We start from the raw sequence: 13,581 nt of genomic DNA, 5'->3' as shown, positions 1-13,581 counted from the left end.
CCGAGCGTGCTTGTCCGGCCGCCTGAAACTCCCTACCCTTGAGCCTTTTGACCTTGAGCACTCCCCCTCCGATGATCTTGCACCTGCAAACCGTACCCAGCCGCAATGGCATGTTGTGGATACGGCATGGCTTCAAGGTCTTTCAGCGCAAGCCCATGGCCCTGGCCGGGCTGTTCTCGGTGTTTTTGTTCGCGGCCATGGTGATACTGATGTTGCCGGGCGCAGGCGTGATGCTCTTGCTGATGGCGCTGCCACAACTCAGCCTGGGCTTCATGCTGGCCACCCATCTGGTGCTGCAAAACAAAACGCCCACCGCCGGGGTCTATCTGATGCCCTTCCGGCTCACCAAGGAGCGCCGCAATACGCAGCTGCTGCTGGGTGCTTGCTATGCCTTGCTCACCATCGCCATCAGCTTCATCTCGAGCTGGGTGGACGGCGGCAGCATGGATGAGCTGCAGCAACTGATGGCCGACGGCGCCTCCGCCGAAAAGCTGTCCGAGGCGGCCGCCAACCCGGCCCTGCTGTGGGGCGCCATCACCCGCGTGGTGCTGGCGGCCGTGGTGTCTATCCCCTTCTGGCATGCGCCGGCCTTGGTGCATTGGGGTGGTCAAGGCCTGATGCAGTCCATGTTCTCCAGCACCCTGGGGGTGTGGCGCAACCGTGGTGCCTTTGCCTACAACGCCCTGCTGTGGGGCGCCCTGATCATGGCCCTGGGGCTGATCGGCAGTGTGCTGGCCAGCCTGCTGGGCCTGGGGCAGCTCGCACCCATCATCGCCATGGCTTGCGGCCTGCTGCTGTCCACGGTGTTCTACGCCAGCCTCTACTTCACCTTTATTGACTGCTATATGTTTGGCGCTCCGGGTGACTTGCTGAGCGACAAGACTTAAGGCCTTCAGCGCCCGCCGGAACTGATCCGAAACTGATCCGGATGGGCCATGTTTGCGACAACTTCGTCGCCGTTTTGTCATCAAATAGACACTAGCTTTCCCTACATTCACGGCCGTGCCTGCTCGGGTTTCCACCAAGTTACGTGGACACCCCCGCTCAGCGCCTCACCGCAAACCGCCCGCCGGTTTGAACAAACAATGTATGGAAGGAATGCAAGTGTCCAAACCCACCACGCTCGTCGCGACCCGCCGCCAGGCTTTGAAGTTCCTGGGCGCACCGATGATGCTGCCTTTGACCGGCGTCGCCGGCGTGAGCGCCAGCGCACTGCTGAGCGGCTGCGGCGGCGGCGATGACTTCGAGGCTGCGCAAATGGTCTCGGCCAGCTTCAGCTCCATGGCTGCCCCCAACTTGAGCAACCCGGCCGCCATGGCCACCACCTATGTGGCCTCCAGCTTGGACGTGAGCCTGAGCGACGGCAGCAAGCAAAGCTTCAAGCTGGCCTACGCCCCCTTCTTCATGACCGGTAGCCAAGTGCCCGACGGCAAGGGCGGCACCGTGCTGGCCGGCGCTTATGTGGACATCAAAAACCAGCCCATCATGGACAAGTCGGTGGCTGGCAAGGAGCGCCAGTTCTTCTCCGACTCGCCGGACGGCACCTCGCTGCTGAGCTTGGCCAACCCCACCGTCACCGGCATCAAGGGCAAGGCCGTGTTCGCCGTGGTGCAGTTCGAATACACCACCCGCGCGCAAGACGACAAGACCGATATGTACGGCAAGCTGCCGTCGCCGATCGCCGTCTTGACGCTGGATCAAGACCAGAGCACCGGCAAGCTGAGCCTGGTCAAGTATCACAATGTGGACACCTCCTCGGCCCATGGTCTGTGGATCACTTGCGGCTCCAGCCTCTCGCCTTGGAGCACCCATCTGTCCAGCGAAGAGTACGAGCCCGATGCCTTCAGTCTGCTGGTCAAGACCCCGAACAAGAGCCAAGCCGAGGCCCAAGCCCAATTCAAGGCCTATAGCAAAAACCTGTTCGGCGATGAGACCAAGGCCAACCCCTATCACTATGGCCATCTGCCCGAAGTGACGATCAATCCCGACGGCACCGGCAGCATCAAGAAGCACTACTGCCTGGGCCGCCTGTCGCACGAGCTGATCCAGGTCATGCCCGACAACCGCACCGCACTGATGGGCGACGATGCGACCAACAGCGGCTTGTTCGTCTTCGTGGCCGACAAGGAAAAAGACCTGTCTTCAGGCAGCCTGTATGTGGCCAAGCTTGGCGCGGGCTTCTCGCTGGACACGGCCGCCGCCGGCGCAGCGCTGAGCTGGATCAAGCTCGGCTCCGCCACCAGCGCCGAGATCGAAAAACTGGCCGACACCTTGAAGCCCAACGACATCATGGACGTGGCCTTCAGCGACCCCAAGGATGTCACCTTCACCAAGATCTGGATCGACGGTGGCAACCAGTGGATCAAGATCAAAGCCGGCATGGAAAAGGCCGCCGCCTTCCTGGAAACCCGCCGCTACGCTAGCTATTTGGGCGCGAGCATGGCCTTCACCAAGATGGAAGGCACCACCGTCAACGCCAAGGACAAGATCGCTTATTCGGCCCTGCAGAACATGCAGAAGTCCATGGTGCGCAATGGTGCGGGCTGGAACGAAGCCCATGGCGTGACGCTGGAAAAGGCCGTCAACGCCGGCGCCGTCTTGGCACACACCTTGGCCGGTGGCCAGAAGGACACAGCCGGCGGCGCCATCAACAGCGAATGGATGCCCACGCAAACCAAGGCCTTGCTGGTGGGCGAGGACATCGCCGCCGATGCGCTGGGCAATTTGGCCAACCCCGACAAGATCGGCGCGCCGGACAACCTGAAGTTCTCTGAAAAGCTGCGCACCCTCTTCATCGGCGAAGACAGTGCCTACCACGTCAATAACTTCGTCTGGGCCTATAACGTCGACACCAAGCAGCTGAGCCGCCTGATGTCCATGCCAGCCGGCGCAGAAGCCACCGGCCTGGGTGTGGTGGATGACCTGAATGGCTGGACTTACATCACCAGCAACTTCCAGCACGTGGGCGACTGGAGCAGCGGCCTGCACGCCAAGGTGCAAGCCACACTGGATCCGCTGGTGCGCGCCAACTACAACGACCGTTTTGCGTCCGCGGTGGGCTATTTGACCGCCGAGGCTACGAGCGTGAAGCTGAGCAAGGTCTAAGCAAGGACTCAGCAAGGCCAGGCGCTGATGTCGAGTTAGCGCCGCGTCTGTTTGCTCTTGCGCGAATGGCAAGGCCCGTGAGGGTCTTGCCATTTGTCGTTTCACGGCAAGCACCTTGCGCCAAGCTGCATACACTGGCACCCCCTCCCTGCCATCGCCCTATGCAAGCCCTGCTCGACGCCATCACCGCCCTGCCCGCCATTCCCAGCGACGCCTGCCGCATCTTTCATGGCCGCGGCGGCCTGTACCCGGGCTGTGAGCACTGGACGCTGGACTACTTCGCCCCCGTCTGGGTGCTGACCAGCTTCCAGCCCGTGAGCGAAGCCGAGCTTGGCACGCTGCAAAGCGGCCTGGCCCAGCGCCAGCAAGCCTTGAGCCCTGATCAGCCGAAACTGAATCTGATCTATCAATGCCGCCAGGAAGGCGACAACACCGAGACCCGCTTGCTGGCCGGCAGCGTGCCCTCGCCTCATATCGTCAGCGAAGCCGGCACCCGCTATCAGGTGCATGTGAGCCGGGGCCAAAACCACGGCCTGTTTCTGGACATGGCTGAGGGCCGGCGCTGGGTGCGCGAGTTCTGCACCCAGTTCCACGCCGCCAATCCGCGCGGGGGCGCCAAGGTGCTGAACCTGTTTGCCTACACCTGTGCGTTTTCGGTTGTGGCCCTGCAGGGTGGTGCGAGCAAGGTACTGAACCTGGACATGAGCGCCGGCGCCCTGTCCATCGGCAAACAGAACCACGCGCTCAACGATGTCGGCGCCGAGGCCATGGGCAAGGCCAGCTTTTTGCCGCACGACATCTTCACCACCTGGGGCAAGATCAGCCGCGGCGGCCCTTACGACCTGATCATCGTCGACCCGCCGAGCTTCCAAAAAGGCAGCTTTGTGGCCAGCAAAGATTACGCCCGCCTGATGCGCCGCCTGCCCGATTTGCTCATGCCCGGCGGCCACGCCCTGCTGTGCCTGAACACGCCCAAGCTGGGCCTGAGCTTTTTGACCGAACAGATGAGCGAGCTGGCGCCCGACTTGGTCTTGGTCGAGCGCCTGGCCAATCCGCCCGCCTTCGCCGATGTGGACGAAGACCGCGCCTTGAAGGTGCTGCTTTACCGCGCGCCGGCATTGGCCTGAACGTCTGGCCGCAGCCCCAATGCGCTCAATGCTTGGGGTAGTGCGTGATGTGGCGGATGGAACGGTACAGCGGCGACAAGCGCGCATACATGCGGCGGTAGACCTCGCGGTAGAGCCGGTCGTAAAGCTGCACCTTGTCGGCCTCGGGTTCAAACACCTGGCCGGGGCGCGACATCGCCGCCACTGCCTCGCCATGGTTCTTGAAAAAGCCCGCGCCCACCGCCGCATTGATGGCCGCGCCCAGGCCCGAGGCTTCGTAAGTGTGGATGCGCTCGGCCGGCAGGCCGAAGATATTGGCGGTGATCTGCATCACCCGGTCGCTTTGCGAGCCCCCGCCGGCCACCCGCAGGCGGCGGATGGGTTGGCCGTTCCGCCGCTCCAATTGCTCCTTGCCCTGGCGCAGGGCGTAGCCCAGGCCTTCGATGATGGCGCGGTAGAGGTGAGCGCGGGTATGCACATCGCCAAAGCCGATCACCGCGCCCTTGGCCTCGGGGCCGGGGAAGCGCACACCGGGGTTCCAAAACGGTTGCAGCACCAGGCCCATGGCGCCGGCCGGTGACTGCTCCAGCAGACCGTCAAACAGCAGCTCCGGTGCAATGCCTTGCTCTTGCGCCTGCAGCACTTCTTGCGCGGCGAATTCGCGCTTGAACCAGTTCACCATCCAGTAGCCGCGCTGCACGATGATTTCGGAGTTGTAGCGCTTGGGCATGGCGGCCGGATAGGCCGGCACAAAGGGCATGGGCTCGACATAGCGGCTATTGCTGGTGTTGATCGTGGCGGTGGTGCCGTAGCTGATGCAGCCCACCTCGGGGTCAATCGCGCCACAGGCCAGCACCTCGCAGGCCTTGTCGGCTCCGGCGGCAAAGAGGGTTAGCCCTTGCGGGATGCCGGTGTGTCGCGCGGCCTCGGCGCTGATCAGCCCCAAGGGCTCCGCCGCCTGCACCAGCTCAGGCATTTGCTCGCGGCGGCTGCGCAGGGCGCGCCATTTGATGTCAGATGCGGCCGCCCAGTCCTGGCGCTTGTGGTCGAAAGGCACATAGCCCACTTGCGAAGACACCGCATCGCGCAGCTGCCCTGTCAGCAGGTAGCTCAAATAGGCGGAGATCTGCACAAAGTGGCGGGTCTTGGCCCAGACCTCGGGGAAGTCCGCCGCCAGCCAGTTGCACTCGGCCTTGGATTGCAGCTGGTACATCATGTGTTCCAGCCCGCTGACCCTGATGCCCGCGCGCAGCCACCAGGGCAGCTTGGGATAGTTGTCGGTGCGGCGCGAATCCAGCCAGATGGTGGCCGGGCGCAGCGGGCGCATCTCGGCGTCCAGGCAGATCATCGAAGCGCGCTGGCAGGTCAGCGCCACGGCGGCAATGCGCTCGCGCAGCTGCGGATGTTCGGCCCACAAGTTCTGGCAGGCCTGGCCGAGGTTTTGCCAGAAATAGTCGCCATGCTGTTCGGCCCAGTTAGGCTGCTCAGAAAAATAGGGCGTGATGTGCTGCTGCGACTTGGCGATCAAATTGCCGCGCAGGTCAAACACAATCGCGCGCACGCTTTGCGTGCCTTGGTCAATCGCGAGCAGCAAATCAGGTGTGGCCATGGCGAGCTTGTGGTGAAGAGAAAAGGAAATGAGGGCAGCAGCTTTGATAGCAGCCTAGGCCGCCGCCTCAGCGCGATAGCTGCGCGCGATGATTTGCAGATAGCGCGCGCACTCGCCCGCCCAGGCCGCATCGTCCCAGCCCAGCTGGGCCTGGCACAGGGCTTTGAGCTGGGGTAGCAAGCCCTCACCCGCATCGGGCAGCAAATTGCCCAGGCGCAGGCGGCGCAGCATCAGGTCGTCGAGATGGGTCACCATCTCGTGCTGCAAGGCCCAACGGGCTTGGGCCAGCAGCGCCTCGCCCTGCGCCAGCGGCGCCAGGGGATGGCTCATGTCTGGCGGCTCCGCAACCACATGGTTGAAGCAGCGTTGTGCACGGTCGCGATGGGCGCGTTGATGGCTGGCTGCATCGATCAAGCCTGCCGCCTTGAGGGCATCCAGCGCGATCTGCCGGAAGGTGGTCAGCTTGCCGCCGGAGACCGAGATCACGCCCGGCGATTGCCACACCAAATGGTCGCGCCGCTCCTTCGAGGGCTTGAGCCCCTTGCCCGAGGCAATGATGGGCCGCACCCCCGCCATGGTGGACATGATGTCGGCCCGCGCCAGCCCCAAGCCCGGCAGCGCACCGTTAACGGCATTCAGCAGATAGTCGATCTCGGCGCTGCTGCAATGCGGCTCGTCCTGAATGTCTTGGCGATGATCGAGATCGGTGGTGCCGATGCAGGTCTGGCCACGCCAGGGGAAAACGAAGACCGGCCGGCCATCCTCCGGATGCATCAGGGTCAGGCAGTCCTGCACAGGCGCGCGTTCGGCCGCGACGAAGAGATGCGTGCCGCGCTGCTGGCGCACCCGGGGCCCGGTGCCGGAGAGGCGATCCGCCCACATGCCGGTGGCATTGAAAACTTGCTTGGCGCGGATCTCCAGCTTGGCGCCGCTGAGGGCATCTTGCAGGCTCAGTACGGCGCCTTCGGCCGTGGGGGTGATGGCCAGCACCTCGGTGTAGCTGCGCGCCTGAGCGCCTTCCAGGCAAGCCTCCTGCAGCACGCGCAGCACCAGACGGGCGTCATCCGTCAGGGCATCGGTGTAGCGCATGGCGCCCAGCAGATCCGCGCTTTGCAGCAGCGGATAGGCCTTGAGCAAATCCTGCCTCGGCACCCAGCGCTTGTCGCTGATGCCGGCCAACAAGTCGTAGACGCTGAGGATGAAGCTCATCGGCCAGCGCCCGGGGAATTTGCCTTTGCGGATCGGGAAGAGATAGGGCAAGCGCAGCACCATCTCGGGCAGTTCGGTCAGCAAGCGCTCGCGCTCCTGCAGCGAATGCCGGGTCAGGCGAACATCACCCTGCGCGATATAACGCAGCCCGCCATGCACCATTTTTGAGGAACGGCTGGAGGTTCCCCAAGCGAAGTCCTTTTGCTCCAGCAGCAGCACCCGCAGGCCGCGCCGGGCGGCTTCCAGCAAGATGCCCGCGCCGGTGATGCCGCCGCCGACCACCACCGCGTCCCAAGGCACGGCAGGGTCCAGCGCGGACAAGTCCTGGCGCTGATTCAGCAGGCCCGAGCCAGAAGCCGTCTGCGCGGAGCTGGCCGAGGTGGCCTTATGGTTTGAAGTCACCCAAGCACCCCTTGTTCAACAACTGCTCGCCATCGAAATAGTTGATGACCTGGCCGATCGCCGCCATGCCCAGCTCACCCTTCTCGGCCGGCAGCCAGGGCGCATGGTCGCGGCCCACGCCGTGCTGGTGGCTGATGGTGCCGCCCAGGGCGCTGATGGTGTTGGACGCCGCCTCCTTCATCGCGCGCCAGCGCGCCAAGGTCTGGGCGTAGCTGGGCGAGTTGCGGAAGAAATAGGTGGTGTAGATGCTGGAGCCCTGGCTGTACATATGCGAGAGATGGCTCAGCACATGGGCTTGCTCGCCTTCGCCGCAATGGCTGGCAATGGCCGCTTCGATGCGCTGCATCGCCTCTGTCACCTTGGACCAGTTGACGCAGGTCTCCAGCGTGTCGACCGAATAGCCATGCTCCCAAAAGCCGTGGCGCAGATAGGGCGAGCGAAAGCGGGAATGCTCCCACTTCTTGCCCATGAAGGTGCCGGCGTAAAAGCCGCCCGCCGGCCGCACATGGCGCTTGACCTCGCCGAGGATGAAGCGCGCCTGACGCGCGCTGCCGGTGGTGCCAAAGGTGACCATGCACTTGCCGTCGCGGCTGCCGCGCAGAGCGGCATAACGGTCCAGCAAAGCGGCCTGCCAGGCCTCGGCGCCCAGGCGCAGATGAGAGCGCGTTTCTTCGGCATTCGACAAGCGCAGCATCGACACCGCCACCTTGGCCTGCACCAGCCCACGCACAAAGCCCAGCGCCGACTCCCAGTCGGGCAAGAAGGCGACGTGGAAAGACTCATGCTCCGGCAGGCGCTGCACCCGCACATCGACCTCGGTGATGATGCCCATGCGCCCTTCCGTGCCCATGAAAATCTCACGCAAGTCAGGCCCGGCGGACGAGGCCGGAATGGCCGGAATTTGCATGCTGCCGCGCATGGTTTCGATGCGGCCGCCGGCAAACAATTGCTCGATGCGGCCATAGCGAATCGACTGCTGGCCGGAAGAGCGGCTGGCGACCCAGCCGCCCACGGTCGAGAGCTCAAAAGACTGCGGGAAATGCCCCAACATATAGCCGCGCGCGGCCAGCTGACGCTCCAGCTCCGGGCCCGGCGTGCCGGCGCCGAAGCGGGCGACTTGGCTCACCGGGTCGAGGTCGATCAAGAGATTCATCCGCGCCAGAGACAGCGTCAACACAGGCTGTTCGCTGGCCTGCGGCGTGATGTGGCCAGCCACCGAGGTGCCGCCGCCATAGGGAATCACCTGCACCTGCTGCGCTTGCGCCCATTGCAGCAAGCTCTGCACCTGGTCGGAATTTTCAGGCTGCGCCACGCCGTCCGGAAAAATGCCGAACTCGCCCGAGCGCATGGCATACCAGTCCGGCAGGCTTTGACCGCGGGCATGGCGCAGGCGCACTTCTGGGTCGGTAGACACCAAGGGATGCGCCGGCATGCGGCTGGGCGGCACGCTGGCCAGCACCTGCTGCAGCGTGGCGTCGGGCAATACCCGGCCGGGGCCGATCTTGGCCTGGATATGTTTCAGGCCCGCTTCCCGCAAGGGAAAGCTATTGTTCTCATCGCCCCAACCATTCCATCGCCGCATCGGTCTTGCCCCTTGAGTTTGGCCGCGCCTTTGTCGGCGCCGAAGTTCATGCTGGCGGATTGTGGTGCGCGGGTCGCCCTGGCGATAGACATTGGCGGTCAGGTTTTTGACATATCTCGCCAATGCACAAGCCCGCAGGGGCTCAGAACCCAAGAGCTGCGGGCAAACCCGCAGGGCTCATGGCGACAGGTGGTTCACACGCCCACCAACGGCCGCAGCCTGCTGGGCCGCCCGCCGAAATGCCAGCGGCGAGCCTTGGGTCCAGCGCCGGAAGGCTCGCGTGAAAGCGCTTTGCTCGGAATAGCCCAGCAGGCCGGCAATCTCGGCCAACTGCAGGCGCTGGTCCTGCAGATACTGGCGCGCCAGGCGCAGGCGCAGGGCCTCCAGCACGCCGCGGAACTGCAGGCCTTGGGCGGCCAGGCGGCGGTGCAAGGTGCGCGGCGAGATATGCAGGGCCAGCGCCGCCTGTGCCAAGCTGGGCTCGCCGCTCAGCAGCATCTGGGTCAGGCACAGGTCCAGCTGCCTTTGCAAATCATCACGCGGCCCGAGTTCGGCCAGCAAAGCATCGGCCTGCTGGCTCAGCATCTCCAGCAGCGCCGGATCGGGCGAGCGCAAAGGGTGCTGCAAAACCGCGATGGGCATGGCGATGCGGGTGCTGGGCTGATCAAACAGCACCGGGCAGTCAAAGTAATCCAGATAGGGTTGCAGATCCGCCGGCGCCGGGTTGACGAAGCTGACATAACGCAGGCCTAAACCGCCCTGCACCAAGTCGCGCGAAAACTGCACCAAGGCCGTCACCGCGCATTCATCCACCAGTGGGCCGGGGCGGCCCTGCTCCACGCCCCACTCGAACACCACCGCTTCGGGGCTGGCGATCAGGCGCAGCGGATTGACGTCGTAGAGCAGACGCTGGTACTGCTCAAAGCGCGCCAGGGCCGCACCCAGATCACCGCAAGCCAGCAAAACATAACCCAACATACCCAGGTGCCGCGGCGTGATGGTGCTGCCCAGGTGCAGGCCCAGTAGCGGGTCGTTCAAGCGCTGCGCCGCCTTGGCCAGCAAGGCGCCCCAAGCCTGCACGTCATAACGTCCCGGGCCACCCCGATCCACCGCCGGCTTGGGCGCGCCGAGCAGACTCTCGGCATCCAGGCCCATGCGGGCCAAATACTCGTAGAGCAGATGGACGTAGGTGACGGGAACAATCCCTTGCGGGACGGGCGGGCTGATCATCAAGGGCAAAGAAGGGCTGTACGACTCGACGCGACGAGGCAGCGCTTAAAAAAGCGCTGCGGGTGATTGGGCAAGGCCCGCAGTTTAAGCACCCGCGCCCAGGTCAGCGGGCGGGCCTCCCGGCCAGCCTGCTCAAACGCTGATCAAACCCCGATGGGAAGGCGGCGGTTCAGCCCGGCCAGGTCGCGGCAGAAGAACTCATCGCGCAGATAGGCGGGCTCGTATTCACGCACGTCGTAATGCACCCAAGTCGGCGCGATATCGGCCGGCTCCAGCGACTTGCGATTACGCGCCAGCCAGCCAATTTGCGCATTCGCCTTTTCAACCAGCAGGCCGCGGATCGCATTGCAGCGCTCCATGTCCTCGCGCTTGCCCATGCCGGGCGGCAGCACCGTGTCGATGTCCACCGCCTTGCCATGGTGATTGGTGGTGGTGCGGCCCTTGCGCTCGTTCTCCACCGCGCAGCGGTAGCCCGAGGAGAAGAGGAACTGCACATCCTCGCGATAGGCAAACAAGGCCCGCGCCGCCCACAGAATGAGGCGATGCACGCCTGGGTATTCGTAGCGATGGAACTGCTCCAGGCCCTTGCCACCGGGCATGTACAGGCCTTTGAAGCGGCCCTGGCCGAAACCATCACACACGCCGCAAGGGCAGCGCAGTTGGCGGAAGTCGATGGGGAAGCGATCGGCGAAGGCGTCGATGGCCTGAAAGGTCGCGCGGTCCACCACGCCGCTGGGCTGGCTCAGCCGCATCACATCGCGCTGAAAGGCCTTCACTTGCAAGGCCGTGCCGGGCCCGAAGTCACCGTCCAACAGCGTGCCGCGAAAGCCCGCCAGCCGCAATTGCAGCTCAGCAACATCGTCGCCCCGAACGCCCTGTTGCAAGACCCGATCGCCATAAGCCATGACTGCTCCTTTTTGCTGCACTCGCTTGCCCTGGGCAGCATTCGGTTGCGCCTTGCGAGCGGGCGGCAACGAAGCGCGGCACCCACCCAAGGCAGGGCTGACGGTAGGCGGGTGGCGCGCTGCGGTCAAGCCCGAGGGGCGCAAAGGCTGGGCGGCCTGTCCTCTACCTTCCGGACAGCCCGCCAAGCCGGGCCGGGTCAGCGCGCAGGCGCTTGACCGGCCGCAGCGCCGTGATCAGGGCAGCGCAGGCGAATCAGGCCTGGGCGCGCCCTGCGCCACCAAGGCCTCCACGACACCGGCATAGTCGCCGTCCGGCGCGGGCATGTTTTCGGCCGCATGCAGGCAACTGTCCAGCGCGTTGCCGCCGAAGCCATTGCGCTCATCCCAATGCGCGCCATGCTGGATCAGCAGGCGCACGAGGCCGACGTCGCCACGAAAGGCCGCCTGGTTGAGCGCACTCGCGCCCCAATCGCCCCGGCAAGCCACCGGCCAGCCCAGTGACAGCATCAGTGCGACGGCAGCATGGGCGCCGCGCTGCGCCTGATCTGGCAGCAGGCGCAGATCGGCCTCATCCAGTTCCTCGATGGCCTGCGGATGCTGGGCCAAATAGGCTCTGGCGCCGGCTTCGTCAGCAGCGGCACAGGCGGCCAAGAAGGCAGCGCGGTTCTGCGGCACAGCACCTACGTGCGCGAACTCATCACTCAGTAGCGCACCATGAGCCTGCAAGAGCGGGAGCAAGTGGCGCTCGCCCAGGCGCAAAGCATGTTCCGCCACCGTGCGCCCCGCGCCGTCGCGCGCATTCACCTCAGCGCCGGCCTCCAGCAAGAGCCGCAGGCAGTCGCTCGAACGACCGCGGGTGATGGCGTGATGCAGCGGCGTGCTGCCGCCCGGGCCGGCCTCGTTCGGGTCGGCGCCCAACGCCAGCGCTTGGGCCAAGCCGGCCGGGTCTTCAAAGTCCAGCTGACGCAGCAAGGCATTGGTGCCAGTCCAGCGTGCCCCCGCTTGCGCCAGGGCGACCAGAATGCGGCGGTCACTTTGCTCGATGGCGTGATACAGCGATTCGTCATCATTGGGCTCAGCACCGGCCGCCAACAGGCGCTGCACCATCTCGAAGCTGGCGGCCCGGTCCACGGCACCGTAGAGGATAGGCAGTGGCTGCTCGCCGGACTCCGGATCCAGCAAGCCGGCATTCGCGTCTGCCCCTTGCGCCAACAGCCAATCCAGGCAAGCCAACAAGCCGGGGCGGTAAGCCGGCAACCGCGCCAGCGAGGAGAAGCACACCCACACAATGGGCGGCGCCTGCAGTGGCGCCACGGGCTGCATCAGCTGAGCCGGATTGAGGAGTTGGCGCAGCGCGGCAAGGTCGCCGGTCAACAAGGCGGTCTGCAAGGCGGTCTGCAAACCAGGTCTGTGGTCTTGACTCAACCAGGCCTGCGCACGCTCGGGCTGTGGCCGAGTAAACCCTTCCCCGATGGCCAAGTTCAACAACTGCGCCAGCCAGGCAGCTTCATCCAACTGCGGGCGCTGCGCCACAGCTTTGATGAGTTGAGGCCAACTGGCAAAGCCGTGTTCGCGCGCCAGCACCAAATGGGCTTGACTGAGGCGCGGCGGCGCCGGCAGGTGATAAGGGGCGGCGCGCTGCAGCGCCAAGAGATCGCCGGCTTGCCAAGCGCGCAAAAGCTCGCGGGCTTGACGGCGCAGTTGGCCCAGATCCGGGCGTGCGGGCAAAGATTGGCTCATAAATCCTCCATGCGTGGCGCCTGTGATCCGCGTTTCATTCAGGCCGCACAAAGGTGGGCAGACATCGACAAGGGCAAGACGGGTGGGCTCAGCCCTTAGCCGCGGATCCGCAGGCGCCCCGTGTTGGCGCCGACGCGCATGATGGCAATGCGGCAAGGGCCTGTCAAATCAGGCCTGTCGCCCCGAGGTGCTTCAGCCTTGGGTGGCCACTCGCAGGCGATCCAAGCGTGGCTTCATGTAAAAGCCCATGAACAAGCCGATCAGCACACCCACCGGTAATGAACGGCTGAAAGCCATCCACCAAAGCCCTGCGAACTCAGAACTGCCCGCGCCACTGATCAAGGTCAGCGCCAAAGCCAAGATGCTTTCAATCATGAGCGCCGCCAGCATGGAGACCAGCACGGTGCGCGCGAACTTGGACAGGGTGGTGAACAAAACCTCCACCCGTTTTTCCAGAATACCCAGCAGCACCAGAACCATAGGCAGCACCAAGAGGCAAGTCACAAAACCTCGCGCCCAACGCGGCAGGAAGAGTTCACCAAAGCCGACATTGGCCCAGGTCATGACGGCGCTGAGCAGCAGGGCCACCGTCGGCAGCAAGATCAAAGCCGGCGGGATTTGCGGAAGGCCGCGGCGGGAGGAAGACTTTTTCGGCTGAGTGTTCATGCTTGTACCTATCATTGACAAGTTCAA

Annotated in this window: 10 protein-coding genes; 3 read left to right on the top strand and 7 right to left on the bottom strand. The window is 64.6% G+C overall.

Features of this window, described 5'->3' with window-relative positions:
- Positions 1 to 53 precede the first annotated feature (53 nt).
- From AABB87_RS19145 to AABB87_RS19135, 3 genes are all read left to right on the top strand, one after another.
- The gene (locus AABB87_RS19145) at positions 54 to 887 is read left to right on the top strand and encodes a BPSS1780 family membrane protein (protein WP_341972875.1); all 834 of its coding nucleotides are present in this window, start codon (positions 54 to 56) and stop codon (positions 885 to 887) included.
- Between the two features lie 211 nt (positions 888 to 1,098).
- Positions 1,099 to 3,105 (top strand): PhoX family protein, encoded by a 2,007-nt coding sequence (locus AABB87_RS19140; protein WP_341972894.1) that lies wholly within the window; start codon positions 1,099 to 1,101, stop codon positions 3,103 to 3,105.
- Between the two features lie 161 nt (positions 3,106 to 3,266).
- Positions 3,267 to 4,232: a class I SAM-dependent methyltransferase gene (locus AABB87_RS19135; protein WP_341972874.1), complete on the top strand. Its 966-nt coding sequence runs from the start codon at positions 3,267 to 3,269 to the stop codon at positions 4,230 to 4,232.
- Between the two features lie 25 nt (positions 4,233 to 4,257).
- On the opposite strand, the gene AABB87_RS19130 is transcribed toward AABB87_RS19135, so the two are convergent.
- From AABB87_RS19130 to AABB87_RS19100, 7 genes are all read right to left on the bottom strand, one after another.
- Positions 4,258 to 5,820: an FGGY-family carbohydrate kinase gene (locus tag AABB87_RS19130; protein ID WP_341972873.1), complete on the bottom strand. Its 1,563-nt coding sequence runs from the start codon at positions 5,818 to 5,820 to the stop codon at positions 4,258 to 4,260.
- 54 nt (positions 5,821 to 5,874) lie between these two features.
- A complete protein-coding gene (locus tag AABB87_RS19125; RefSeq protein ID WP_341972872.1) occupies positions 5,875 to 7,431 on the bottom strand; it encodes a glycerol-3-phosphate dehydrogenase/oxidase in 1,557 nt (518 codons plus the stop codon).
- Entirely contained in the window at positions 7,415 to 9,013 is a 1,599-nt protein-coding gene (locus AABB87_RS19120; RefSeq protein WP_341972870.1) for an FAD-binding oxidoreductase, read from the bottom strand. The genes AABB87_RS19125 and AABB87_RS19120 overlap by 17 nt, the downstream gene beginning before the upstream one ends.
- A gap of 177 nt (positions 9,014 to 9,190) precedes the next feature.
- Positions 9,191 to 10,243 carry an AraC family transcriptional regulator gene (locus AABB87_RS19115; RefSeq protein WP_341972869.1) on the bottom strand — a complete coding sequence of 351 codons (1,053 nt, stop codon included), beginning with the start codon at positions 10,241 to 10,243 and terminating at the stop codon, positions 9,191 to 9,193.
- A gap of 143 nt (positions 10,244 to 10,386) precedes the next feature.
- Positions 10,387 to 11,148 carry a peptidoglycan-binding domain-containing protein gene (locus AABB87_RS19110; protein ID WP_341972867.1) on the bottom strand — a complete coding sequence of 254 codons (762 nt, stop codon included), beginning with the start codon at positions 11,146 to 11,148 and terminating at the stop codon, positions 10,387 to 10,389.
- Between the two features lie 234 nt (positions 11,149 to 11,382).
- The gene (locus AABB87_RS19105) at positions 11,383 to 12,888 is read right to left on the bottom strand and encodes an ankyrin repeat domain-containing protein (RefSeq protein ID WP_341972866.1); all 1,506 of its coding nucleotides are present in this window, start codon (positions 12,886 to 12,888) and stop codon (positions 11,383 to 11,385) included.
- A gap of 192 nt (positions 12,889 to 13,080) precedes the next feature.
- A complete protein-coding gene (locus tag AABB87_RS19100; RefSeq protein WP_341972864.1) occupies positions 13,081 to 13,554 on the bottom strand; it encodes a DUF2798 domain-containing protein in 474 nt (157 codons plus the stop codon).
- Positions 13,555 to 13,581: the final 27 nt, after the last annotated feature.

The organism is Roseateles sp. PN1 (assembly GCF_038419725.1).
GTDB lineage: Bacteria > Pseudomonadota > Gammaproteobacteria > Burkholderiales > Burkholderiaceae_C > Paucibacter_A.
Note: the sequence above shows the minus strand (reverse complement) of the source record. Positions and strands in the feature narration are given on the sequence as shown.